Source organism: Clostridium sp. HBUAS56010, from assembly GCF_007115105.1.
Classification (GTDB): Bacteria; Bacillota; Clostridia; order Lachnospirales; family Lachnospiraceae; genus Lacrimispora.
In genome coordinates this window covers 1-26,295 of record NZ_SULJ01000001.1, presented here as the reverse complement: position 1 = coordinate 26,295, position 26,295 = coordinate 1, and the positions used below count along the sequence as shown (strand labels likewise).

Here is a 26,295-nt window from a genome sequence, read left to right as displayed (position 1 = left end):
CCCCCTTCATTAAATATCTTTAGATTGTCTTTGAGCAAATTTCGGAAACTCATTCTTTCCATATTCCTCTAACATATTTTTACATTCAGCCAGTGTATTCTCATTTGCGTCACCCTGGACATAAAATTGCACATCAAGTTTTATATCGTTTTTAGTCTGATTGCTTGCAGGTATCGCATTGTAATCATACTTCGGCATATTTGACAACATATAATTCATAGGATTATCCGCCATGCTCCACAACTTTTCTACCATATCATTTGGAAAAATAGTATCTCCGCCAGCTGAATTAAGAAGAGTCCCATCTTTTGTGATTATCATTTCAGGGCCATCTTCATTGACATATTTTAATCCGGGCTTAGAGTTCTGAGTACCATTCTTATAACCAACAGTGATTTTTCTCTCTTTAACTTCGTCATGAGATAGGGTATTCCCGTCCCAGATCCCCTCGTCATCTAAATAGTAATAACCGTCACCAGACTTTGATTTGACAGCCATGTCCGTAGCCATCGTGCCATCAGATTTAAGGTAATATTCTTTACCATCTGAACCTTTTCTCCAAGTAGATTTAACCATCTGACCGTTTTCTGGCTCAAAATATCTCCACTGATCAGTACTATCATCCCAACCAGATTTCATATATCCATCTTCGTTGAAGTTATACTGTTTACCACCAATGGTATAAACTCCATCAGAAACATAATCATCATTGGAGTTACCATACCACCAACCCTTAGATGTCTTTTGCCATGTGCCATCACCAGTAACATCTTCAAACGATGCTCCCGAACCATTGGCAGAAAATCCAGACATTGTGCTTACCATTTCAGTCAGCTTAGACAAATCAATATTTGCAATATCAATATTAATCTGTGCGATAGCATCGCTAACTGCACTCTGGAATGTGTCCATTGCGTTTGTGGCAGATTCCCACGGAGACGTAAGTTCATCGGTCATTTTTAAGCCATAATCAACACCGTATTGAGTAATAGTGTTATAGACAATCTTATGATCCTTTTTAACTTTTCCAAGATAATCTTCAATTACTTTTTCCTGTGCGTCGGTATTATTTTTCAAGGTATCAAGCTCATCATTCTTGGCTTTCTCATATTCTTCGCCTTGTTTATCGAGACTTTCAAGAGTTTTATCAAAAGCATGATCCGCTTGTGTCTTAGCCAATTCTTCTTTAGCTTTTACCATATCTGCTTCAAGTTGTAATCTTTGAGCAATATCCCTTCTATCAGTAGATAATGACAGCTCGTCAATTTTCCTTTGCAGATTTCCAATATCATTCTGTTTGCCGTTGATTTCTTCAAGGTAATCTTGATATTCCTTTTCGGTTTGTAACGCCTCTTTTTTCTTGGCAATCAAATCATTATAATCGTCAATCTCTGCTTGAATTGCATCATACCTAAACTGTAATATTGCATCCCTTGCTTCTTTGGTGGCTTTAACAGCGGATTGTTGAGCAGAAGTATACTCATTTATCTTTTCGTTGTATTCGGACTGCGTGAGAGAACCATTTTCATACATTTCATTGACAGCATTTATGGCTTCTGCATAGTCGGCTGCTTGTTGTTTAGCATTGGATAACTGCTTCCCTAATAATGCTAGTCTGGTAAGACCTTTGGAAGTCACCATTCCACCATTAATAAGACCATCATTTCCGATCAATTCTAACATGGTGCTTAATTCGTCATTTGCCCGGCTGGTTGCGTCAGAAATTCTTTCCAGCTCTTCAAAAGGAAGATCAATCATGGCTTTTCTAAAATCGTTCATGGAGGAAACGGCATCATTCATTTCAGAATTTACGCTAACTAATTCTTCACGATACTTGCGCCATTCATCTGTACCAACTTTTATTGTGCCACTAGATACGGCCTTAGACAATTCTTTGCTTAATGTGTCGTATTTTCCTTGCAATTCATTGTATATAGCTTCTTGCTGATTGATTAAGTTTTCGTAGTCTACATTAGAAATTTCCTCTCCTAAATCCTTTTGTAAATCAATGAGACTATTGCTATAGGAAGAATATTTATCCATGAGAGATACAAGGCTATCAAAATCATTAATGATATTGTCTAATCTGGATTTTGCTAATTCTTTCATAGATTTTTTTACATCATCAATCTTGTCCCGGAAATCTTCAGCTTTGTTATATGCTTCTTGATAACCTTTTACATTTTTTGCAACTAGTTCATCAGTGATATCTTCAATTTCTAATGCACCGTTTTTGATTTTATCTATGTAAGTTGGAGAAAGCCCGTAAGAATCAGCTTCGGCCTGATATGCGTCGGCTTCGGCCTGTAACGCTTCCACCTGTTTTGACATTTCAGAAATAGCAGTATCAGTTAGAGTATTTTTAGGCTTCCAGTTTGAAACATCATTAATCTGGTCTTGAATTCTTTCAACACTCTTCTGTGCCTGTTCTGCTTGAACTTTTATCCAGTCAAATTGAGTAGGATCTTTTTCCTTTTTATCCTTACCGCCAGCCTTACTAGATTTAGGCCCATTGTATGTAGCCTTTTTGAAATCGTCTGCATTAATTTTAATGCCGTAATCAAATGTACCGTTTGCAATACCTTCAAGCGTCTTCTGTGCTTCACTTAATTCAGCCATTGTGTTATTGTGTAGCATTTCAGTAGCCATTGTTAGTCCAGCAGCTATAGGAGATCCCAATGATGGATTTGCTAACTGTGCAGTACTTTTGGCAATAGCTGAGTTAATGCTGGCAAATGCAGACTTCGCTCTAGCCAACTGATCCAATGCTGACGTACTCGCCCCGGCTGCATTAGCTAGAGCAATTACCTGATCAATATCACTGGCGGTATCAATTTTAATATCGTTTACTGATAACTTTTCTAAAGCTAACTGTGACATAGCCTGTTCAGATACACCGGCTGCAATACCTTCATTCACGAAACCATCAATTTCAGACATTGTAGCATTACTCAAAGATTCAGAAGCGTTTTCGTTATAGTATTTTTCAGCAGCAAGTTTTTCATGTGCAACTGCCAATCTGTTGGCAACTACCTCGTCAGCATTAGCCACACCCATGTTCTTCAACATAGAAGCAATCATATTAGCATTTTCTTCTGTGTAACCTTTTAGGGCAAGTTTACTATCAATCCATGTCGTAGTTAGGTTATCAAAAGCGGATTGTGCACCTTTTACATCTTTTGGAGAATTGGATACTGTTTCAATGAAATCCGTATATGCTTCACCAAGTCCGCCAAAGTTATCTTGAAATTTCTTATCATTTAATAATCCATAGTCAAAAGGTTTTTTATCCTTCATACTGGTCATTATCTTATCAAGAGATTCAAACCCTTCAGACATTGAATTTATACTGGCAATAACATCTTCTTTCGAAACGGGCAAATCTACATTCTTACTCTGCTCAATATAGGCTTTTTCTGCTTCTTCCGCAGTTTTAGCCCCCTGTGCAATTTTAAGCCATCTATCTATTTCTTCTGTGGTATTAATACTATTAACTTTAAAGAAGTTAGTTTCATCTTGACCAAACTTACCTTCAGCTGATGCAATGGCATTGTTATATTTTTCCATCAGATCATCAGTATCAACCGTAAGATTAAAACGTAATTTATTTGCATCTGTATCAGATAAATTAAGCTGAGAAATAATCTGGTCTAAAATATCACTATACTGTTTTGCATAATCAGAGACATTCAAATTCTTTGCATCAAGAGCGAATAAGTCATTGATTCCACTTTTGATTTTAGGATCATCTGAGATACTTTCAACCATTCCAATGATTGAAGCCTTAACACCTGTTGCATTATTCTTCAAATCCTCTGCACTAAAATTATCTTTGACATAATTATCAACAAATGATTTTTGTGCATCGGTCAATTCACCATAGCCATCTACTAGCCGGGGAATCTTTTGGAGATAGCTGTCAATATATGTACCGTCCAATGACTTCAATTCACTGTCTAAAGTCTGCCACTCCTGGACATACATCTTAAGACTTCTTGCTTGTTCAGATCTTGGATCGATACCAGCTTTTTGAAGAATATCGTCCATATTCTTAGAAAATACACCTATATTTCTTTCCATAAATCCTTGTATATCTAAGTCCATGTCTTCATCTGCAACATCAAATCCAAAAGTTTTCAGCCAGTCACTTTTACCATACAATTTTTCAAACGGACGTGAGTTGGTATAATCATAAAATGCCTTTACCGATTCATCATTAAAAATCTTTGCAGCTTCAATTCCGAAACGTGTAGCCTGTCCCGATACAGTATCAAGTCTAAGATCACCCGATTTATCATAGGGACTTCCAATACCATATAGATCATTCCTTTTATTGACTGCATCTGCTCCAACTGTTTCCAATTTGTCGGAAGAAGTTTCTTTCTCTAACTCTAACTGTCTTTCTCTTTCAAGTAGTCTGATTGTTTCGGATAAAACAGTGTTTTTATTGACAATAGCTTGATTTTGATCATCGTATCCTTTTACAATAGACGGATTAATTTCAACCAACTTTTTAACAAGGCTGTTATATTCGTCCATCTGTTCATTGGTGAGAGATACGTTATTACCATAATCATCTACTCCGCTTGATAACTCTGTAAATCTACCAGACAAACTATCAATGGCTTCTTTTTGAGTATTGTACTTATTTATTGTTTCATCGATAGAAGATCTTATTTGACTTGCTGCTTCAGCGGTTTCTTCCTTAACTTTTTTGATATGGTTCTCATACGTCGTAAATGCCATTATACCGGCTGTTACACCTGTTGCCACCAATACTAAGGGATTCGCCATTAACGTAGCCCATAGCCCTTTTAAGGCACCTGTGAGCGATGTAGTTGCTACGGCAGCAGAACCATTAGCAGAAACAAGCCCCATTGTAGATAATTTGGTTACTGCTTGGGACTCCGTCAAACCCTGATTTATTAAAATCTGGATTCTTTGTGCATTGGTAAGATTTGCAGTAGAAAGCAATAATTTTGTCTGGGAAGCACTTAACCCACTCGTTAAATCAAGTAACTTCTGCATACTTGAAGTTGCATTTACCGTCTTAATTACTTCCAACGCTTCGGAAAACTTTGTTAATTCAAGAGCCGTCTTTCCAATGAGCAAAGCTAACTGCTGAAATGTATATAATGCTCCTGCTGTTCCAAGTCCAGCCAATGCACCTTTTAAGAGTCCTGTTTCATTTGTAAAATCTACAACGGATTTAGAAGTATCTAATATGGACGCATATAATTCTTTGCTGATCGTAGTAGAGGCCAAATCTTCCATACTGGCTTTCAGAGAATTTGTTTTTGCTTCCAGACTTTCCAAGTAGTATCCAAACTTTTCCTCTGCGGTTCCTGCACTATTGGCAGCCACTTCAGTATATTCTTTTACCTTATCCCAATTTTCCATTAAAACTAAGAAATTCTCTTGCTGACGAACGCCACTAAATGCCTTTGCAATAGCGGCCTGTTGTACTGAGCTATATGTCCCCCAAGAGCCAGCCACTTCATCTAGTACAATCTGAAAATTTCTAAACTCTTGATTACTATCTCGTAATTTAATTCCAAGTTTATTTAAAACGATTTCAACTTTTGAGATATCCTCTATTTCTCCATCGTCTCCAACAATAGATAACTTATTATCAGAAATATCCCTCATTCTGGAAAAAATTGTTTTATACGACTCACCAATACTTGACATTTGTTTCTGTGTGACTTCACCAACAGTAGCAATCATTCCGAGAAGTCTATCCATACTTATTCCAGCAATATTGGCAGACTCGGAAGTTCTAGACATAGCCTCGGCAAGCCCTCCTGCATCAGTAGCACTTTCTAGGTCGACAGCTGAAAGTTTGTCTACCACCCTAGCCACATCATCAACCGCCACTTTATAACCTTGCATGGCAGAAGTGAGATATTTTGTGCTTACCGCGGTATCCAAATTTGATACCTTGCTTAATACCATAGAGTCTTTAATTAATTTATTCGTATTATCAATGGTATGTCCCTGACGCAACCAGGCATCAGCGGCATTTGAGACATCAGTCGTAACGGCTCCTAAAGTTTGCCCCATATCATTATACTGGCTCATTAATCGCCTTACAGACTCGTAAGAATCGCCTGTTGCCATTCTCAACGATGTTGCTGCGTCATCTAAGTCCTTTACTGTCTCAACAGACGCTTTTCCACCTGCAACTACTTTATATATAGCGTCTTGAAGCATATTCGCCATAGTAAAGGTACGAAAGGCATCTTCTAAGGTTGATCCAAACTGCTGAAATACAGAGCTCCCCACTCTTACTCTGGCGTTAATATTATTTAACACACTTTCAAGTTCTTTCACTTGTTTCGTGTCGATCTCGCCTATTTTTAGATTGATGTTTCCTTTTCCACTTGCCAGAATCATCTTGTTTAATTTTTGTATATCACTAATTACTTGTTTTTCACTTGCCGATAAATCCAACCCCGCCAGTAATTCAATTTCTGCGCTACTTCCCATTAATTTCCTCCATTCGAAAAGAGCGAAGGCCTCTTACAACCCTCGTTCCTAAAATAATTCCGACATTCCATTCTTTGTTAATCTAACATTGAACGGGTTGATTGTACTTCTTTTATAGTCACTTATTCCATTTTCAATAAAATGAGTAGCTTCTCTATATCCAAAATAAGGCACATCTGCAAAACTACCATGTGTTTGCCAACCATCATTAATTAATATGGCTGTGTCAGCGTCGGAGCCATCTAATCCTTTATGTATTGCTCCATCATCAAATTCCAACTTAATGGATAAATCTGTTCCACTAGAGGAAACGTCTATTCTCATATCTCCAATGTGCAACGAATTGTAAAGTCCAAAAGTACGATTGTAATATTTCGGAGAATAGCTGTTATAGACTGCATCTAATTCATATTGGATACAGTCCGCTAGTATTGCAGCATGACGCTTCATTTCTTCCTCGATTGTCTTACCATTTTTCATTTTAAGTTTGGAGACATCAAGGTTTTTTAGCCTAGTCTTTAAATCTTTCATTCGTTCATCAACTTCCTAAAAGGTAACTGAATAAGGCTACGATACTTTTACGTTCATCTTCATCTGCATTATTGTAACGTTTTGCAACATCATCTAAGACATCTTGAAAACTTCTAGATTTTCCCAACGTATCACACAAATCTACAGGGGGAACACTAATTGGATTTTCAGTAAAAAATGAATCAATTTTATCCTTATCTTCTCTGCTAATGCTTTCCCTAAATTTTTTAAAACTCTCCATTTCTTTATCATATGAATACACCGGATTTCCTGAATGGATTTTTTCAATAAAGTGAATAAAACCGTCCTTTAAATTACTCATAACACGGATATACGAATCAATCCAATGTGCTATATGTTCTTGTGCAACATCATCGTTTGCAGACAAAACTAGGGCATCAATTTTTAATGCACTTAACAGCAGTCCTCTTTCATTTTCTGATAATCCTCCTAATACCGAAGCTACCATTTCCACATCATATACATTATTGTTCTCCATAATTTAATTTCCTCCATCATTTTATAATTTCGATATCTCGATATCCGTTTTCATGTAACTGTTCCATTGTAAAACTGTAATCTTTCCCATTATCACTTGCCAACTGCAAATAAACAGCAGACCAAACAACCGCCATAACTATGTAAATTGAATCATCATATTTAATACGATCACCTTTGTTTAGTTTCAAGCAATCACCCTTTCAGATTATTATTTCTCATGACATTCTGTTTCATTGCCTAAAAGATATGCTTCAAGTTTTACGAATAAATGCGGGTACAAATCAATTTTCCCTGATTTGAATTTTGATAAAATACTTACGTCAATACCCGTTACCTTTGCAATATATTTTTGTTTCTCCCGTTCCAAGCGTGTGCAATAAATACTTCTTAATTCACTATTTGACATTAGATCACCACCTTTCAGTTTTATTTGCATATCCCTTTTTAATTGAAAAATAATTAACTGCACTAATAGTAAGCACTATTTTTGTGCATATTTACCATATACAAAACTTCCGTTATGTAGTATAGTTCATTATGGGTAATTATAATTTAATTGCATATAAAAAATATTATATGAGAAAGGACACTACTCGACTTACGTTTCTTTCATATCCTATCTTCATATACAAATATTGAAAAGCCTTATAAAACAACGGTTTCAGGTCACTTCCTGTGACGTTTTTTCTGTTTTTTTAAAACACTTCAAAAATTGTTCTCTGTTCTTATCATATAACACAATTAACAAACTATCTCTAATGTCTTCATTCCCTTTCGCAAATGAATAATTAATCAAAGCACCCATGGTATTTTTATTAATGGTGATATTCTTTAATTTTTTCATACAAAGTTCAAATTCGTTCAATCTATTAACATGGTAATTATCGTTTGATTTTTCAATTTTGTGGACATTTTCACGATATTCCTTAACTATGCTTATGACTTTAGGATACTGCTTTCTATTATTTAATTTCTCATCATACTCAAAGATAGGTTTTACTCCTTCATCTTTTTCCTTATAAATTTTAGTGTTCAAATCTTTATGTTCTGTAAGATTAATAATCTCATTATTAATAATTTTATACAGAATATCCATCGGGCAATTGAAAGAAGCAACATCGATTTTCTTAATTTCCAACTTTTTACCTTTTTTTCTCTTGTTATTATTCTTTTGAACATCTGCATAGAATACAGGATATCTAGGCTCTCGCTTCATACATTCCATATTCGATATTCTTGATAATTCAGAGCTAACCTTTATCTCAAAATTTCTCTTTGCGGAGTCTATGGCTACCTGTGCCAGGACGGAACACATGATAAATATATTTTCCAAATCCCTATTATTGCACCCTACATCAAAGTAATAACTTAGTGCCAACTGAGCAATATTACTCGCATACCCTATAGAATACTGCGCCTTTGATATATTTGAATCCATTATTGCATATGATTCCATACTTTTATCATATTCGCTAGTACCAATTGTTTTTATATCATTCACGATTGTAGGGTAGTAAAGATATGCTTTCTTTGCCAATTTGACTATATCCTTTTGATTCGTTGCAAAAATTGAATCTGTATCTAAATCCTGTCCGTTAAGTCGACTCTGTACATCAGTTCCAATCCCATTAATTATGATTACATTGTCACTTAGATCTGGGAAATATCTTATAATTTTTTCTGGATAAATATTTTCCAAATGCACAATATTATTAGGCGAGTTATGCGGAGATCGGAACCCAGCAATATACTCGTTTTCAGGAAATCGAGTGGTATAGCATTGGATACCATCTGAGATTGTCTTAAAACATTGCTCATCAAGGAAGTTTTTTTTCGTTTCACTAACAACTTTTCGTAACATTGCAACAGGATTACCACATATGGTAAGATTGTCGCCTTGCTGCAATAATTTTCCCAGCTTTAACCTCTGGTCTTTAAATTCGTTAATTATACTTCTTTTCTTGCGTTTAAAATATTCCATGTATCTAAACTCGTCATTAATTCTATACAAATCAATGAGTATATTATTGATACTGTATTTTGCACTTCCAGTTATGTCTAAGTGCCTTAAAAAAGCTTCATCACTTAATTTTAGGCTATTACAATAATCGATGCTCTCTTTTGCTATTTCACGTAGTACATTGTAATCCCTAGTAAGCAAAGTATTATTCATCTGGAACGAACTTCTCTGTAAATCCCCCCACTTACTAGTATGCGCTGTTTTTACGATGGCAAAACGCTCTCCATCCTTTTTCATAAATTCATTATAATAATTAAATGCACTAGCAAGAGATCCGTCTTTACTCATTAATTTTATAAACTTTATCCACTTTAAGGAATTTTCTGTAACGATCACCTTTATGTCAGTCACTTTAATTCTGCGACCAATCATATCTGTTTCATAAGCAGTTTCGTATTCCTTTCCATAGTTATCTTTAAAATATTCTTGTATTTTTCCTCTAAATAAACAAGATTTAAAGAAATGACTTCTACAGTAAATAAACCCTGTTGCGTCTGATGGAAAAATTGAATCATCAACAAGTCCCATACCGTCCCATAAAACATTTGTTATTTTTGCTGGTTCATCTCCTCTGTCAACATAACACTGTTTCTTTTTATCTTTAACTTTTTTTGTCGGACAAAGACTTATGTCTATACCGTACTCTTTAAGTGCCTTTTTAGTCCGCTCAATCTTTACTAAATTCGGATTCTTTTTGGCTTTGTTTTGATAAAAGGTGAGATTAAATTTATTTATATATTCTTCAAATTGGGGAAAGTCTTTTTCAGTTCTAAAATATTCAATATCTTTAACGCCAACTGCAACAGCCTTTTTAAATACAGACACCTTTTCATCTTTTAATACAAATATGTTTTCCAAAGGTATATTTATGTAGTCTATTGCCGTGGCCGTTATCAATGGAGCGTATGCAGATAACTCTACAATTTGAGCACCTTTTACATTTTCCATTCTATCCCATAAACCCATTGTTAAATATTTCCTTGTTTTATTCAGCAAATCATCTCTGATAAAAATACAGTGTCCTTCCTTGGCTTTTCCAGGGCTTCTCATCAACATTCTGTATATTATAGTCTTCCCAGAACCAGGAATCACTTTACCAGTTTCAGAATCATATGTTTGCCAAGTAATCTCTGCACCATTCTCATAATAGTACTTCCTCAGATCCTCTGCTGAAACAGGTGGCTTATACTCTCCTTCAACCGAATCATCTTCTTCAACACCAAAATCAAATTTAATCATTATAAAATCTAAACTAATATGCTTTTTGACGGTCACACCATGCCTTCGCACATATTCCGCAAACAAACTGTTATTTATAACTGCGTTTCCAAAATCTAAGTATGATTCTTTGTATTTTGGTTTCTCTTTTTTCTTAGATATCTTAAATTTATAACCGTTGCTACATCTATAAAGGCTTGCTGCCTGTATGCTCCTAATATTAATAGCACTACTCTGCTTTTGTTCATCTGTTCCTATGGCTATTGCCTCCCTTCTTAACTCTCCTGACGACCTAAGTTAAACATAGGCCATTAATTATTTTCTTCCCTAGCAAAGTATAGTTTTATGGTAATGTAGTATCCCCCCTATATCCCCAATTTCAGCTTTCCAAATTTCTCTTCCAGATAATTTTTCCTTTTACGATATTTAATGAAAAGAATTAAATCTTCCCAATCACTAGATTTTACTGATAGAATCGGTGTCTCACGCTTCTTATATTTCTTACAACCATAACAATGACTAGAAATGTTTCCACTTACCTGCTGATCCTTTTTACCCGACGCTCCATAAGGACAATAACAGCCTATAGAACCATCATTATGAATTTCATTCATTGGATACTGGCAAGTAGTGAAAAGCTCCTGATATGCCTTGATTTCATCTGGCGAATAGAATCCATATTCTTTACACTTCTTATGTGGCAATTCACCCAGTTTAAAATCAATCCAGTCTTGACCGTCCATGTTGTAGTTAGCACAAGCACCATAAGCAAATCTATTCCAAACAAGTTCTTGTCCTGGTAGCAGTAAAAGTTTCAGATAATCACGGATTTCATCATCATATTTAAACAACCTACCACCATCATTACAATATGGTACACTCTCAAATTCCCACCACTCGGAATCAGTCTCCGCATAACAGGAATCACATAGCTGCAATTCTGTAGATAAATTGTCAAAATAACTACCATATCCAGCAGATGGAATATGTATCTTATGGACATTCTCTTGATTGTGCTTCTTTAAACATTTAAAACATATCCCGTTGGTATCTTTAATTGCTGTTACATTTTGGCTGTTCATTAGTATCCTCCTTATATTTAGACAACTCCATATTCTCTAATTTCTAATCGTGTTCCATTGAAGTCAAACAATTCCCTAGAGAATCCCTTATAAGATTCTCTAACAAATTGTTCTGCTCTCTCTTTGGTTGAACACACGCTTTTTATTATTACTTCACCTTGTTTCCATGGTTCATCGTGTAAAACTAAAACTACTATAAAAACTCTCATACACTAATGCTCCTTTATTTCACAATCTTTAAATGAGACGGTTTATCGCATATTTTCATAATCCCACCAGTCGAATTGTCCTTCATAATGTTCTTGCCTGGGATCAGAGTATGTGTACCGATCCCTTCTTTCTCGAAAAATGATTCCATCATACCCTTACCAGTCTGGGAACGGTAAATATCGCTCATTGCACTTGTATACTCAACATAAACATGTCGCAAATCATCATTCTGATAATCCCACAACAAATCAGAAATTTTTTCTCTACCAACTGGCTTATCCCAATCCATCTCTGAAAGAACATTCATGGTAAAGAAATAATCCTTACACTCCCACTTCTCGCCATCATATTCCTTTGTAATGGGAAACGTGGTAACGAAGTTTTTTAACTGCAAATACCCACATACAGCGAAGATACCATCAATTAATTGAAACAGTATCTTTGACTCTTCCAAAGATTGCTTATAACCTGTACTTAATTGGGTATTTTCTCGTTTAACATCACGGTGAGAGCATATATATTTCACACCACAAAGGGCTATTTTCATTAAATCCTCTTGTAGAAAATCTGCAAACTCTTTCCCTTTATTTTTTTCAATTGCTTGTAAGGTAGCATTTCTACGTTGTCTGTCCCATAACTCATTTAGTTTTGCCACCTTATAAACATGGTCTAATTTCTTCTGATCTGCTCTATCATTGTTTATCACTGTAAATTTATCGTTCATACAATTCCTCCATTATTTTCATGCAATCTTTTTATTTTTGGCTCCATACACAACAGCCACTTCTTTTTCATCAATAACACCAGCCGTAATTACTACCCTTTTTGCATTTGCCATATCAGGAATATCAAACATGACTTTCTGCATAGCTTTTTCAAGGATACTTCTCAGTCCTCTGGCACCAATATTTCTTTTAATTGCCAGTTCTGCAACTCTATGTAGAGCTGATTCATCAAATTCCAACTTCACTTTATCCATTTCCATTAGTTCCTGATACTGCTTAATTAAGGCATTCTTAGGTTCTACCAGTATTCGTAGTAAATCATCTTCAGATAAAGGATTTAATGCTGTCACAATTGGTAAACGTCCAATTAATTCAGGCATAAGACCATATTTTACAAGATCATGTTGCTGAATCTCTGATAAATCCAACGTGTCGGTCAAACAGACACTTTTAATGTCAGCACCAAAACCAATAGGGTTACTTTTTGACTCATTATGAACAATCTTCTCAATTCCGTCAAAAGCTCCACCACAAATAAATAATATCTTCGATGTGTCAATTTCAACGCATTCAGCTTGTGGGTGTTTACGTCCACCAGATAAAGGAACTCTTGACACTGTTCCTTCAATTATTTTTAATAATGCTTGCTGCACTCCTTCACCAGATACGTCACGGGTGGTAGAGGTATTCTCACCTTTGCGAGCAATCTTATCTATTTCATCAACATAGACAATTCCCTGTTCCGCTAATTGAACATTATAATCAGAATTTTCAAGAAGTCTTAGAAGAATGTTCTCTACATCTTCACCAACATATCCAGCCTGGGTAAGCGTTGTGGCATCTGCTATCGCAAACGGTACTCCAAGGAATTTTGCAAGAGACTGAGCCAGATATGTCTTACCAGAGCCAGTCGAACCAATCATAAGAATATTGGATTTCTGAATTTCCACATCTGACTTCTTATCCTGTTTTAACCGCTTGTAATGGTTATATACGGCTACTGACAGTGTTCGTTTAGCATCGTCCTGACCTATCACATATTGATCCAGATGAGCCTTAATCTGGGAAGGTGTAGCCAATTGAACATTGGAATCAATTGACTCTTCATCTTCGCTGGCTAATATTTCATAAGCATCTGATATACATTCATCACAAACACAGCCAAATTTACCAGATAACATACGTTTTACTTCCAATTTTGTCTTACCACATAAGAAACATATTTCAGTGCTTTTAGTTGCCATATAATTTTCTCCTTAATTTACAATGGAATAATCTTTATTTTTTATCAGTTCCATTATATTTTTATTTCAAATTCTACACTCTTATCATCATCAAACATGTAATGCAACAATGCGTCATTTCTCTGGTTCTGATATTTACATTTGGCATTTACATTCGTACAACAACCTACACAATTCAAATGCTGACAATTAGTATTTGTGCAGCAAACGTCACCTTTCATAGTTACGATAATTTCTCCACGCTTAATAAAACCGTTATTATTCATTCTTTTCCTCCGACTCTTAAGTTAACCCAAAATTACATAAGTAAATCTTCACTATGTAATTCTTGTTTTTACAATCAATCATTTCTTTAAAATCATCAAGAACCGGCTCTTTTTCACTCCATTCAATAGTGTCTGAATCCATGAATCTATCCAGTAATGCAGAAAACTTACTATATAAATTTTCAGTATATTGTTTTTTTCTTTTTTACATAATATTTTTCCCTTTCATAATTAAAATAAATATTTGATAATTTGCTTACAAGAAATTGCCTACTCTGTCAGAAACTACAAATTAGCGTTATATCCTTTTATATAGATCTACAACTTTTTTAATCTCTTCTGATATAATCTTCCAATACTCCAAATCCCCATGTAAACAATTCCAAGAAGCTCTTCCAAAGCAATCGTATTGATATGGGTTATCCGTTTTTCTTACTGGTGTTTCATTATAAAACACAGTTCCTATGGGAAATTCTCCGTTTTCTTCATCTTGCTCTAATAATCCCTCTTGGCTCCTACCACCATAACGCTTTACTGGTCTAGTAAGAATCCACAAGTTACCCTTAATACCTTTCGCCACCTTCTTATAGTAATTTTTTGGAATTATGTAAGTTGATCCCAGGTCATCCATTTCTATAAACTTATTTACAATGAATAAGTAACCATCTATAATCCTATAGCAGTCTTGCCACTCATTGGCATATACCACATCCATTTTTATCTCCTCTCATTGTTCAACAAGGTATTTACGAACTCAGTTTATTTATTGTTTTTCTAAATCATTAGTTGTATATGGGTCGCTCATCTCAGGCATATCTAATATTTCCTCAATAGCAAAGTCATTCTCCATTAAATCAGGCTCTCCCCATAATGATTTACCGTCAAATAATTTATCCATATCTGATGTATCATCATTCCGTTCAAATTTCGAGGAATTGTTAGTAACCAAATCACTATCAGTGGTATTGCAAGCTTGCAATTTTCTACTTGACAATTGTTCAAAGTAGTCTTTTAGAATATTCTTTTGCTTATTATTGAGTTTAAATGAATATTCTTTCGCTTCGTTAATTCTATTTACTACGGATTTTTCCACACAGTCCAGAATAATTTCTTTAAAGTGTTTTTGGTATTTTTCTTTAGTTTCTGTATCGGCTTGAAAACTAAGCACTTCCTTATATGTATCCTCAGGGAGAGATATTTTATTGAGTTTTTTTACTGCATAGAGTTTCCTTTGTTCAAATTTTTCTTTTATATATTTCAACATATCGTTATATAATCCAAAATCCACAACATTTGTAATGTCATTAAATCCACAATTTTTAATAAATTGATTAGCATAATTATCGTATTCCTCAAGCAACCCATCATCTGGTATAGGAACAATACTTTTTGTGGATTTACTGAATCTATGCTCATTGCGAAGGATTCCTTTTGGCATGGAATTTTTGCTATAACCAAATTTTTTACATATTTTTGTAATGGTATTACTTTTTACAGATTGCAGAACTATCTGCTGAAACAGGTTCTTAAAAATAACACAATCAATATCGTCATCGGGCTTTTTGATGGTATTTAATAATCCATAATAATCAAATCCAAATTCACCATAAATTACAGTATTTGATATATAAACCGGAAACATGCCATCTCTATAGAAGTATTTATTTTTCTCAATCCCCTTCTTTAAAAGGCAATTAAGAAGATAATCAAATTCATCTTTCGGGAATGCGGATTTAGCCCCATTTTTTATGCGTCCATCGACTAACTCGATTTCACATACTTTTTTTGTGAATATGTAACTCTTTTTATTTTTATGAGTTTTCCTATTAATAGGGTGGTAAAATTCATATGCAGTTTCTATAGTACGAATTTGTGATATCTTTGAATTACCTTCCTTTTTATCCCAACCAAGACTCTCGCAAATCTGTGAATATGTATATTCTTTATTTAGCTCTAATATTTTACTTTTACCTCGATTCTATTTTCTTACGTTTTCGATTTTAACTTTCCATCATAATATGGTTGAACGTCATTATAATCAAACACCCAGTAACATTTATTGGTTGTGGGATTAATTCCAGTTTCAATACAACGATAACCCTTTTGGATTAACTCATTTGCGAAATTAACAGCATAGATATATTTCTTACCTCTTGTGGTATACAATCCTTAATTCTCCTTGTTTGTGTGTTTTAAATCTCTAAGTACGTGCTAAAGCACTCCTTGTTTTCGGGTGTTCCACCCTCAAACACAACTATTTCTAATTACTTTATTCCAAATTTGAACAATTCATTTCCCTATGTATATATATTAATACTAGGGTATTGATTCGTTCAAAAATGGAAAGGTTAAATATAAATCACTTTGAGCAACTTGTTGCGAAAAGAAGGAGTGCTGCCAAGCACGTACTTTAGGCTTTGATTCTTTCAAAAGTCACTCCTCTATAATTTATTCCAAGTCTTCTTCCTGATCTGCCAGATACATTTCTGTGACAATTCGTATATTCTTTTCAATTTTCTTTTTATCCTTGCAGGTTGCCTTTAAATACCCTTTGCATTCCTTTGGCTCTTCAATATGGAATGAGTGTGTTTCACAAGAAACTTTGTTTATATCTCCACACTCCATTAAATCAAATAAATTCCTACAATCTTTACATGACATCGTATTCTACCCCCTTCTTCCGACTTTTCGCCATAGCAACCCACTTAAATAATTTTCTAAGCACATCACCATACATACTTGCATTTATTCTGCCATCATAGAAATAAATCAAATCAATAATGCTATCCATGAGATTGTGTCTGTTGGCATATTCAATAATTGCACTCCATTTCTCTTCTGTAGAAAGTTCATGATGTGCAACGTCACAGGCGATGCAGTAATCCACCTCTGCTCCGTCTAAAAATGCTTCATCTTCTTCCCCTAGTAATGCACCTACACATTCAACATAGGAATCATCTTCATATTTTGCTATAAGGAAGATTCCCTCACAAACTCCACCACGCATATCTTCAATGATTGAAACAATTCTCTGTTTTGTAGCTTCATCAACAGAAAAACTGTCTATAGTACCAATTTCTGTTACTTCCAGAGACAATGTAACATTCCCAACCGGGCCAATAGATCTTTCTCTTCCTTCTTCAAGAATTCTATAATTTATCATTTATTTTTCCTCTCTCCTCTGTTTAATTTCTGCTTCCATCTCACGAATCGTCTTATTTGCCAGTATTGCAGCCGGGATATGTAAAACCAAAGCAATTACCTTTTGACGCAAAGAAGCACCATTTACAATAATGCTACAGTCCAACAGACCCAAGGATATTAACTGTACAAGGCATAACACAGTCTTTATTTTCATAATCATATTTCCTTTCTATTTAGAGGACTGAACATAATCGAACCGTCCCCAGTTTTTAACTTTGTTATTGTGGCAGTGAACAAGATTCCTTTTCAGCAACTTCCATAGATTCACCTTTCAGCATTTTTAACATTTTTCCATTTATGTCCATTGCCTGATTGATAACGTTCATGTACTCTTCTTGCTGTTTCCATTTTTTCTCTCGTTCCCAATTAATTGTTCTCACCAGACTATCAATTATTTCCCAAATATTTGGCTCAAACGTACTTTCATAGTCTCCAAGACAGCTTAAATCCTCATCAAAAACCTCATACTTAAATGTTTCATTCATAGCTGCATTTATAATACAATTTGAGTATTTCTCTTCATAGTTTTCTACAAATTCTTCTACTGATGTGCCACTCTCTTTAAAATCATCGTAAATAGAATCAAAGTAACTCGGTGTAACAAAGATTCCTGTCTGGTTGATAAAATCCCTTCTGCTGATGAAATCATCGTGAATTACTGTATCTCCTCTCAGAAGACTTTCTGAATCATATTTGCTTAATAACATTTTTTCCATATTATATTTTCTCCTTTTCTTTTAGGGGACGGCATCATCGCACCGTCCTTAATGATATTTTCTTTTATTTCATAAACCCGATTGTAACAACATCCCTGTTTCCATCTGGATTACCACCTTCCGGACGCATATAAACATTAATTACTCTCGACACCGCCGTCTCAAACCAATCATCATAATCTTTTAAATCCTCAATCTCTTCAATTTCGTCAAGATAAATGTAAAGAGTATTACTACTATCCATTGGATAAAGCGGTGTTCCATCTTCTTTTTTACTGATAGGCTTTCTATTCATATTGCCAAAGGAAAGTATATTTGCTCCTATAGTTCCACAAGTAGTAAAGTAAATATCGCTAAATTCTACACCGTGGTTTCTTCTGCCTGTATCTTCAAAATTACCTGAATTAAGATGGATCTGGTACATGCCACACTTATCGTTATTTTCCTTTAATGCCTGTAATAATTCTGCTGTATTCATGTGTTCTTCTCCCTTATTTTTAAGTTTGGACGAGTGCTATTTTTCAAGCAGTCGCCTTTCCTACAAGTTTTCAATATCTCAATTCGCCAATAAAGCTAAACTTCTTCGCTGGGGTTATCTCCAAACGAGCCGAACCATCAAGGTCAATAGCGTAGCATACATAGCCATATTCCTCGGTAAGATTCTGAATTGAATCCACAATGTCCATATCAATTGTTACTTCTGCCCCTCTTCTCGTGTTAATTTCAATTTCCTTCTTCTTGATTTCGACATATAAAGTGCAATTATTCATATCAACACTTAGACCATAGGAATCTACGCTTGACACATTGTATTCAATGCCATAAACAGGAACATATTCCACCAATGACTTAAACTGAACAGGGGATAAAACAAAAGGTTTCTCGTTAATATTGAAAGCGATCACCGTATTCAAAATCTCAAATACATAATCAAAATAAGCATTACCTTCCCATACTTCATAAACAGTATCTTCAGTATCATCTTCCGCAGCAACCGCAAAATTGACATAAATATTTCCGTTGTAGACAGGTAATGTAACAGTTGTGCAATCATCACAAATCAACTTTAATTCCTCGTCTAAAACTTCAATAGAAGACTTTTTGATAAAGTTCTCAAATCCTCGTCCAACATAGATACCGCCAGCGGACTTCTTTAATAATTCCTGTAATTCTACTCCTGTAATTTTTACTGCTTTCATTGTGTTTTCTCCTTTTATTTTTGATTTTTATTTATGCGTAGTAATAACATTCAACTTCTGGTAATGTTAAATTGTAATCATCTCCAAGTAAGGATTGATTATTTTCCTTGTCAATAATTTTGTAGCCAATAGTTCCATTTGCATTTCTGCCAGATGAGACGGAGCAATTTCTTTCTCCCCAGATTCTTCTAAGTTTCTTTAGGCTAAAACCTGTCAGCTTGGCATTAACAGCCATTTCGCCTTTTTCATTGGTAGCGGTTTCAAATTCAACAGCACGACCAATGTCGACACGTTCACCTTCAGGCAGTTCTAAATTCTTAATATGAAGAAAATACTCCTTTGAGGGGTTAAACTCTTCCATCACAAATCCAAAGCCTTTCTTAGCATCAAACCACTTAATAATTCCGTTAATCATTGTAAAATCCTCCTTAATTTTTGTTTGATTAATATAGATACATTTTCTACTGCGGTGCAAACTCCCAGCAGAAAACATTTACTGCCTGATTTCCCTTTTTAGTAGTGACTGAATTAAATTCCACTCGTTGGCCTTCATTAAGAGTTCTGTAACCAGTGATATTGAGATCCGAATGATGTACAAACAAATCTGTTCCATCTTCTCTTGTAATGAAACCAAAACCTTTCATTGCGTTAAACCATTTGACAATTCCTGAATCCATTAAAAATCCTCCTTTTTCTAAATAAAACTTTATTTACCTTCACAAACATTTTTCAAAAACTCTTGCCCCTTATCACTGATGTAGTATGTAATAATCAGCCCATCGCAGAAACCACGATTCAAATAACCATTATCTGCAAGTTTGCGGACATATTTATATGTAGACATATGCGATTTTCTACCTACTTTCGGTAAGGCCTCTTCTATTTCTACGAGAGTAATTGCATTGTCAGGGGAATCCCTCCCCAACGCATTTACCACACGCAGTATCTTAAAATCATACAGTTGTAGATTAGATGACTCCAAATTTTCTTATCTCCTTTCATCTTATATTGATTGAATTCCAAAGAATGAGTATGCTTAATAGACCTGGTATCATTCGATATCAGTAGCACACAAATAGCACCTATGCTATCTTTATATTTTCTGACAATTAAAACGAATCGTAATAAAAGACAGATTTTATTCAGATATTAGGCATAGAGCAATAAAGCATTATTCAGTTGTAAAAAATCAATGTGTTGGAAACTGCCGGATTGAATTATCCGTAGACTTTACTTTTTAGAAAGTATCTGCTATAATATGAATGACTAAATTCTTATGTACAGCTTTGTCTGTGCAGTTTTTATTACATATTGTAAGATAACACGCCAATGTTACCTTACTCAAAAGCTGATGCCGCCAAGCATTGGCTTTCTTTTTTTGTGTGGATACTTCTCATATTCACCTCAAAAACTAGAACGTATGTTCTTTTTAAATATTACCACCTGTTTCAGGTATTGTCAACGATAAATTCCAATAATTTCAAACTTTCTTATAATAACCTCTTTTCCTCTATCGCATATCACGAACGACTCCTACCACCCGACCTAAAATTGTTGCTTTATTCAATATGATGGGTTCCATTGAATCATTTTCTGGCTGAAGGCGATAACCATTATCTTCCTTATAGAATCGTTTTACTGTAGCCATATCTCCTATCAATGCAATCACTATATCGCCATCTTCAGCATTCGATTGTCTTGACGCAATTACCCTGTCACCGTCATATATTGCAGCCTTCTCCATGCTGCTTCCTTTTGCAATAAGCATAAAGCAATCCTTATCTCTCACTGCCTCTGTTGGAGCCGAAAAATAATCCTTAATATTTTCTTGCGAAAAAAAAGACTTTTCATCTGAAATTGAACCCAACACAGGAATATCAATAAACCAATTATCATTTGATGCCATACTGTTATGCTCTGCATCTACAATCGTAATAGCTCGAGGCTTTGTAGGATCACGTTCAATGTAACCTTTTTCTATTAATGTTTCCAAATACATTTGTGCTGTGGAGGGAGATTTTGCCCCTATTTCAGAAGCAATCTCACGTATTGTAGGCGGATATCCTTTCCCGCTAATATAATTCCTAAGATAATCTAGTACTGCCTTTTGCTTATTTGTCAGTTTCTTTTGCACGGATTCACCTTCTTTCATTGGATTCATACTTCACCCATTATAGCATGACCATAGTAAAAAAGCAAACATATGTACTAGTTTTTTGAAGCCATATTAATCAAAACCAACCCGTATCAGAAAGTACAGGTTCACTGTGCACATGTGCACAATGAGATTTACCAACGTACCCATAAGTACACTGGTAAAAGTAAGGGGTATCCACCATTTTAGGTGATACCCTATTCACGATTTCCCTTCAAAGGGAATCTGTACCGATTTCGGTTTGAACCGAAGTTGCAGCAGTCGGAAAAAGTTCCGAGTCCTCTAAAGGAGGGTCAAATATGACACACCATTTTTGACGAGACTTCTATATAAAGGTATCTCAAATTTGTGACACCCTGTAGGGATACGGCAACTTACCGCCCCTCATATATCATTGTGAAAAGGTATATCCATTCCAGACACCCCTTACTGGATTCCACATTTTACGGAATATAGGATACACAGATAGTGTGTGGTCTTTGAAGGACACTGCTTAGAACTAAGCAGTCGTCACAGTACAATATCCCATTTGGGGACTTCGTGAACGTGTGGGCAAGAGCCACACCTCGAGCATATAGCGTATTCTTCGAAAACTATGCTGATTCTTACCAGTATCCCGCGGGGAACCGTCGCTAATTTGAGACAGTTGACACCGTGTACACAGATTTAAGGCAAAACCGAATAATTCGGTCTTGGCAAACCAGGAACAGCTTGCAGTCCAGATCTGGATGGCGAAATTTATTCAAGTATCGGAAATTTCCGATTGTTCACTCAGCCTACCAATGGGAAAGTCCGTCCGTCTACTACTCCCCGATCTGGGAGCATTGATTTTTAAGGAATCTACTTGCCACCAAATGGTGGGCGCTAATCAAGGTGTGCATCTGATGCACAACAAAATTGTAGTCGTTCTGAACGACTTTGTCGGAGGGTATTCTCTCGTAAATTTTGTACGAGTGGTTCAGTAGTTCCCAAATTGGAAAGTACTGACGGAGAAATTCGTTAGTTGATGAAGTCACGAACCGTTACTCCATCTAATCGTTTACCAGATTGGTAAATAAAACAGATTGTTAGTAGTTACATTCCTAACTTTTGAGCCAACTTTTTTGTAGTGTCAACATTAGATATAGGGTTTGGTAAATTTACCAAAGGCTTATCTTCTTTCCAAACTCCATGATTCTGCGTTGGGGAATGTCTTTGTGGTAAATTTACCACGAGGTCAGAGAATCCCATTTAATAGGAAATGATATGAGCATAGGAAATGATATGAGCAATAGAGCCGTAAATTCGGCTGAATTATAACTACATTACACCGACTGTACAAGGTGTTTATTTGTCTCATATGGACGTTTAAGCGTGTAGGTGGAGAGTTGTCAGGGCAAGAGGTTACAGGGGCAAATTAAGGGTGATTATGTGATGTGTTTGATGTTATGGCAGATGCCTTTCAAGGCAATAGTAAAATCAATCCCCCAATTTTGGGAGTGAAATTTCGTGAAGTGTACATCTTCCCAAAGTTGGGAAAGTGTGCTCCATCTGGATTGACAAGAGGAGTGTTCTCCGTCTGGAGAAGACACCAAGTTCCATTGGAACCTCGTGCTTATCAGGTAAGCACCTTTTACGCAGAATTGAGAAAACTATAGGTTTATCCCCCGCGGGTGAAAAACTATTTTATCACTCTAAAACGAAAAACTGAATACTGACTTATCAAATAGAAAATGCTGATCTGGTATCTGCGTCTTAAATTTAAGATTCAGATATCCGAGCGGGTAAATTTACCACGTCGGCATAACATATCCCAATGTATCTACAATGCGTTTTAAAGGCTAATATGGACTTCTAATGTCACACCCTTACAAGTTTACACCTAAGACATTTTAAGCGGAAATTGGGGCAAATTTTGAATGATATGATTGATATTATGGGGAACAATGAACTGCAAATCCAATATCATATAGGAAGAAAAATTAATTAAATCTCTTTTCGTAAAACGCTTGACAATAGCACATATGTTCGATATAATTCATACAGAACATGAGTTCGGAAGTAGGCAAGATTGCTTTCAGCGTTGGGTGGCTGAGAGCATAGCATATGACCGGACAGTGTCTTGGGAGTTCGACAATCTTCCATATATTTTACTCTTTGTTAAAGGTGAAACGGTATCATGACCGATATACCGTGATGCCAATAATCATAAGATGAAATCGACAAAAGTCTCGGTCAAACTATGATTCAAAGCCAACTGTGAGGCCAATAATACCAGTTGAGAGAAAGATGCTAACTTCCTGAATCGTATAATAAAAAATGAGCATTATATCAATAAAATATCTATATTAAGATTAACCAAACAATATGGATATAGAATATGATCGTATGGGTGGGTAGGTTTATGGTTGAGCCTATGGTTATAATCAATCAAAATCGTCAATATGGTATGGTAATAATCTAGCGTGCATGATTCCATACAAAATCTTTTAATTCAAGTGAGCAAGAAACCTTGTGAGTTTGCACGGCAAAATCAAGTACTTGGATTAAAATCCCGGAAGATTAGGGGCGCCCTTTGAACTAAGGGAGAGCGGCGTTAATAAGGGAAGTAATACTCTCCGATAAGAAGCAGACTCATTATTAAATTAATGGGTGTGCTTTTTGTGTTTCAAATTATAATACTGTTGTAAAATAAAATTACATAAACACTGTCAGAAAATTCTAAAACATGAGTATGATAAAGCAAAAATAGTTCCCACAATTCCAAGTACCATAAAAACTTTATCTGCTATTTTATTAGAATAACATAACTTCAGACATATACCTTTGTCCTTAGGAAATAATAATCTTATAGGTTTTTTATTTAAAATATCTAATAAAAGATGAGACAAAAAACCAATTACAAATGGAACTGCTATTGGATAACAAAATAATCCAACTGAAACAGTGAATAAAACTAATGCAATCAGAGAATGAGTAAATTCTCTGTGATTTTGAAAAACACCAAACAAGCATAACATCAAAAAGGTACTTATACCAATAGATAAACGAACATAATTAGTGTTGATGATACTTCTCCATATTTCTCCACCCACAAAAAAATTAATAATAAATGAAAACAATACAATTCCAGCCGTTATGAATCTTGCATATAAAGCATCTCTACAATATGAATTTGATCGAATATCTATATCGCTAATTATTCCTCCCACTGCTCCGCCCATTATTGCAGCCAAACACTCATCTCCTGTGCTAGGAACTGATATAGCAAGAGCCGAAGCCATACCTATAAAAATATGTGTTTTCCCCATCATATTAAAGCACCCCTTTTTTTATATTTTACACCCTTGTTCATATATTTTCAAACTTTATTGTATCTGATATTTTGGGGATTCTGTAATCTCAAACCTCTTAAATTCCTCCTTCTAAAATTGCTTTTTCAAAAGTATACCCCGTTTTGGCGTAGCATACTTTGGGTAAAAATGTGAAAGTATACCCCGTTTTGGCGTAGCAAAAAATACACTCCACTATCATATAGAATATATAGTCATATAAGACCCCTATTTTCGCTACGCTCAAATCTGAAATCTCTTTTTTCTTTTGTTTCGGAATATTTTAATTGCTGTAATTAAAAGTAATAGAATCGCTACTATCAAACCGATAAGAGGATATTTTTCACTGTTCCGATAACATATTGCAGTAATTGCTATGAAAACAACAGAAACTCCACCAACAATATTCAAAAACTTTTCCATTTTATTCCCTTTCAATTGATGATTTAAATTTTATATAAGTATATCACAATGGAGTTTGTAAATCTGCCAAGGTGACAAATAGGTACACAACGACTTTCCCAAGGTGTGAAGTCGTGGAACAGTTTCATGTACCCATTTGGCAGATAATAACATTATTTAACGAAAACAAAATACTAACGATTTAACATTCACTCTATTGCATAGAGGTGAATCAGGGAATATTTTCTCCTGGTATTACGTTTTCCCCTTTAAAGGTGAATACTATGTTTCTGTTAGATCACACAAGATATATAATTTAATAAGTAACAAGCAAAGTTACGAGGTTGCAAGTTGCAACTTCCTAAAATCTTAGTAGGGTTCAATTTGAACCTAACCAATCCTTCGTTTTGAATGTTTAGAAAAATCCTATAGTTTAAGTGTCAATAAATTTCATCAAGTTAGGTAAGGACATTGTGTCCATTCCTACAGTTGGTAGGTAACAGTTTGTTGCTTACCAAAAGTTTGCAAGGTTCTTTGAGAACCTTCCTAATTATTACATGCAAGTTACGAGGTAACAACTTGTTGCTTCCTAAAAGTTTGAAGGGTTCTTCTGGAACCTTTCTAACATTACACGATGTAAGTTTAGAAGATATTTGTTTGAAAGGGACATTGTGTCCTTATCAAATATTCCTTTACCCGTTTCAATTCTCCTTTAAGGATACTTGAAAAATTGGATAGGCTACAATTAATTGGACAGTTATCATAAGGGCATGTAAAATATAATTATAAAGTAAAAGGAGCTAAGCCCATGACTGTTGAAAGACGCCCTCGCCGTACCTATACGGACGAATTCAAGAACCAAGTAGTACAATTATATAATAATGGAAAACGTAAGTGTGACATTATCCGAGAATATGATATTGCCTCCTCCTTGCTAGACAAATGGATTCAGCAAGCCAATAATAGTGGTTCTTTTAAAGAGAAAGACAATCTTACATCGGAACAAAAGGAACTTATTGAGC

General features: G+C 35.1%; 25 protein-coding genes. 1 reads left to right on the top strand and 24 read right to left on the bottom strand.

Features of this window, described 5'->3' with window-relative positions; translation table 11 throughout:
- Positions 1 to 9: 9 nt before the first annotated feature.
- From FAY33_RS00125 to FAY33_RS00010, 24 genes are all read right to left on the bottom strand, one after another.
- On the bottom strand, positions 10 to 6,489 hold the full coding sequence (locus tag FAY33_RS00125) for a phage tail tape measure protein (protein ID WP_143318744.1): 6,480 nt from the start codon (positions 6,487 to 6,489) through the stop codon (positions 10 to 12).
- Between the two features lie 48 nt (positions 6,490 to 6,537).
- On the bottom strand, positions 6,538 to 7,020 hold the full coding sequence (locus FAY33_RS00120) for a hypothetical protein (protein ID WP_143318743.1): 483 nt from the start codon (positions 7,018 to 7,020) through the stop codon (positions 6,538 to 6,540).
- A 7-nt stretch (positions 7,021 to 7,027) separates the two neighbouring features.
- The gene (locus FAY33_RS00115) at positions 7,028 to 7,519 is read right to left on the bottom strand and encodes a hypothetical protein (protein WP_143318742.1); all 492 of its coding nucleotides are present in this window, start codon (positions 7,517 to 7,519) and stop codon (positions 7,028 to 7,030) included.
- Between the two features lie 210 nt (positions 7,520 to 7,729).
- Positions 7,730 to 7,927, bottom strand: a complete 198-nt coding sequence (locus FAY33_RS00110) for a hypothetical protein (RefSeq protein WP_143318741.1) — start codon at positions 7,925 to 7,927, stop codon at positions 7,730 to 7,732.
- Positions 7,928 to 8,182: 255 nt separating this feature from the next.
- Complete coding sequence (locus tag FAY33_RS00105; protein ID WP_243126504.1) at positions 8,183 to 10,816, bottom strand: hypothetical protein; 2,634 nt, start codon at positions 10,814 to 10,816, stop codon at positions 8,183 to 8,185.
- A 308-nt stretch (positions 10,817 to 11,124) separates the two neighbouring features.
- Positions 11,125 to 11,841, bottom strand: a complete 717-nt coding sequence (locus FAY33_RS00100; protein ID WP_143318739.1) for a hypothetical protein — start codon at positions 11,839 to 11,841, stop codon at positions 11,125 to 11,127.
- Between the two features lie 17 nt (positions 11,842 to 11,858).
- Entirely contained in the window at positions 11,859 to 12,050 is a 192-nt protein-coding gene (locus tag FAY33_RS00095) for a hypothetical protein (protein ID WP_143318738.1), read from the bottom strand.
- A gap of 14 nt (positions 12,051 to 12,064) precedes the next feature.
- On the bottom strand, positions 12,065 to 12,775 hold the full coding sequence (locus tag FAY33_RS00090) for a hypothetical protein (protein WP_143318737.1): 711 nt from the start codon (positions 12,773 to 12,775) through the stop codon (positions 12,065 to 12,067).
- 18 nt (positions 12,776 to 12,793) lie between these two features.
- Positions 12,794 to 14,020 carry an ATP-dependent Clp protease ATP-binding subunit ClpX gene (gene clpX / locus FAY33_RS00085; RefSeq protein WP_143318736.1) on the bottom strand — a complete coding sequence of 409 codons (1,227 nt, stop codon included), beginning with the start codon at positions 14,018 to 14,020 and terminating at the stop codon, positions 12,794 to 12,796.
- Between the two features lie 53 nt (positions 14,021 to 14,073).
- On the bottom strand, positions 14,074 to 14,286 hold the full coding sequence (locus FAY33_RS00080) for a hypothetical protein (protein WP_143318735.1): 213 nt from the start codon (positions 14,284 to 14,286) through the stop codon (positions 14,074 to 14,076).
- 298 nt (positions 14,287 to 14,584) lie between these two features.
- Positions 14,585 to 15,001 (bottom strand): hypothetical protein, encoded by a 417-nt coding sequence (locus FAY33_RS00075; protein ID WP_143318734.1) that lies wholly within the window; start codon positions 14,999 to 15,001, stop codon positions 14,585 to 14,587.
- Between the two features lie 48 nt (positions 15,002 to 15,049).
- Positions 15,050 to 15,928: a hypothetical protein gene (locus FAY33_RS00070; RefSeq protein ID WP_143318733.1), complete on the bottom strand. Its 879-nt coding sequence runs from the start codon at positions 15,926 to 15,928 to the stop codon at positions 15,050 to 15,052.
- 344 nt (positions 15,929 to 16,272) lie between these two features.
- Complete coding sequence (locus FAY33_RS00065) at positions 16,273 to 16,452, bottom strand: hypothetical protein (RefSeq protein ID WP_143318732.1); 180 nt, start codon at positions 16,450 to 16,452, stop codon at positions 16,273 to 16,275.
- 282 nt (positions 16,453 to 16,734) lie between these two features.
- Positions 16,735 to 16,947: a hypothetical protein gene (locus tag FAY33_RS00060; protein ID WP_143318731.1), complete on the bottom strand. Its 213-nt coding sequence runs from the start codon at positions 16,945 to 16,947 to the stop codon at positions 16,735 to 16,737.
- Positions 16,937 to 17,449 carry a hypothetical protein gene (locus FAY33_RS00055; RefSeq protein WP_143318730.1) on the bottom strand — a complete coding sequence of 171 codons (513 nt, stop codon included), beginning with the start codon at positions 17,447 to 17,449 and terminating at the stop codon, positions 16,937 to 16,939. Before FAY33_RS00055 ends, FAY33_RS00060 begins: the two co-directional genes overlap by 11 nt.
- Complete coding sequence (locus FAY33_RS00050) at positions 17,450 to 17,644, bottom strand: hypothetical protein (protein ID WP_143318729.1); 195 nt, start codon at positions 17,642 to 17,644, stop codon at positions 17,450 to 17,452. It lies immediately after the preceding gene.
- Positions 17,645 to 17,708: 64 nt separating this feature from the next.
- Positions 17,709 to 18,206 (bottom strand): hypothetical protein, encoded by a 498-nt coding sequence (locus FAY33_RS00045; protein ID WP_143318728.1) that lies wholly within the window; start codon positions 18,204 to 18,206, stop codon positions 17,709 to 17,711.
- A gap of 64 nt (positions 18,207 to 18,270) precedes the next feature.
- Complete coding sequence (locus FAY33_RS00040; protein ID WP_143318727.1) at positions 18,271 to 18,684, bottom strand: hypothetical protein; 414 nt, start codon at positions 18,682 to 18,684, stop codon at positions 18,271 to 18,273.
- 70 nt (positions 18,685 to 18,754) lie between these two features.
- A complete protein-coding gene (locus tag FAY33_RS00035; RefSeq protein ID WP_143318726.1) occupies positions 18,755 to 19,405 on the bottom strand; it encodes a hypothetical protein in 651 nt (216 codons plus the stop codon).
- 31 nt (positions 19,406 to 19,436) lie between these two features.
- Positions 19,437 to 19,820 (bottom strand): cold shock domain-containing protein, encoded by a 384-nt coding sequence (locus tag FAY33_RS00030; protein ID WP_185967438.1) that lies wholly within the window; start codon positions 19,818 to 19,820, stop codon positions 19,437 to 19,439.
- Between the two features lie 46 nt (positions 19,821 to 19,866).
- Entirely contained in the window at positions 19,867 to 20,082 is a 216-nt protein-coding gene (locus FAY33_RS00025) for a cold-shock protein (protein ID WP_143318724.1), read from the bottom strand.
- 29 nt (positions 20,083 to 20,111) lie between these two features.
- On the bottom strand, positions 20,112 to 20,387 hold the full coding sequence (locus FAY33_RS00020; protein WP_143318723.1) for a hypothetical protein: 276 nt from the start codon (positions 20,385 to 20,387) through the stop codon (positions 20,112 to 20,114).
- 528 nt (positions 20,388 to 20,915) lie between these two features.
- Positions 20,916 to 21,557: a transcriptional repressor LexA gene (gene lexA, locus FAY33_RS00015; RefSeq protein WP_185967437.1), complete on the bottom strand. Its 642-nt coding sequence runs from the start codon at positions 21,555 to 21,557 to the stop codon at positions 20,916 to 20,918.
- Positions 21,558 to 24,250: 2,693 nt separating this feature from the next.
- On the bottom strand, positions 24,251 to 24,853 hold the full coding sequence (locus tag FAY33_RS00010; RefSeq protein WP_143318721.1) for a metal-dependent hydrolase: 603 nt from the start codon (positions 24,851 to 24,853) through the stop codon (positions 24,251 to 24,253).
- A 1,228-nt stretch (positions 24,854 to 26,081) separates the two neighbouring features.
- Between FAY33_RS00010 and FAY33_RS00005 the strand changes: the two genes are divergently transcribed.
- The coding region (locus FAY33_RS00005; protein WP_143318720.1) for a transposase at positions 26,082 to 26,295 on the top strand (214 nt) is incomplete at its 3' end.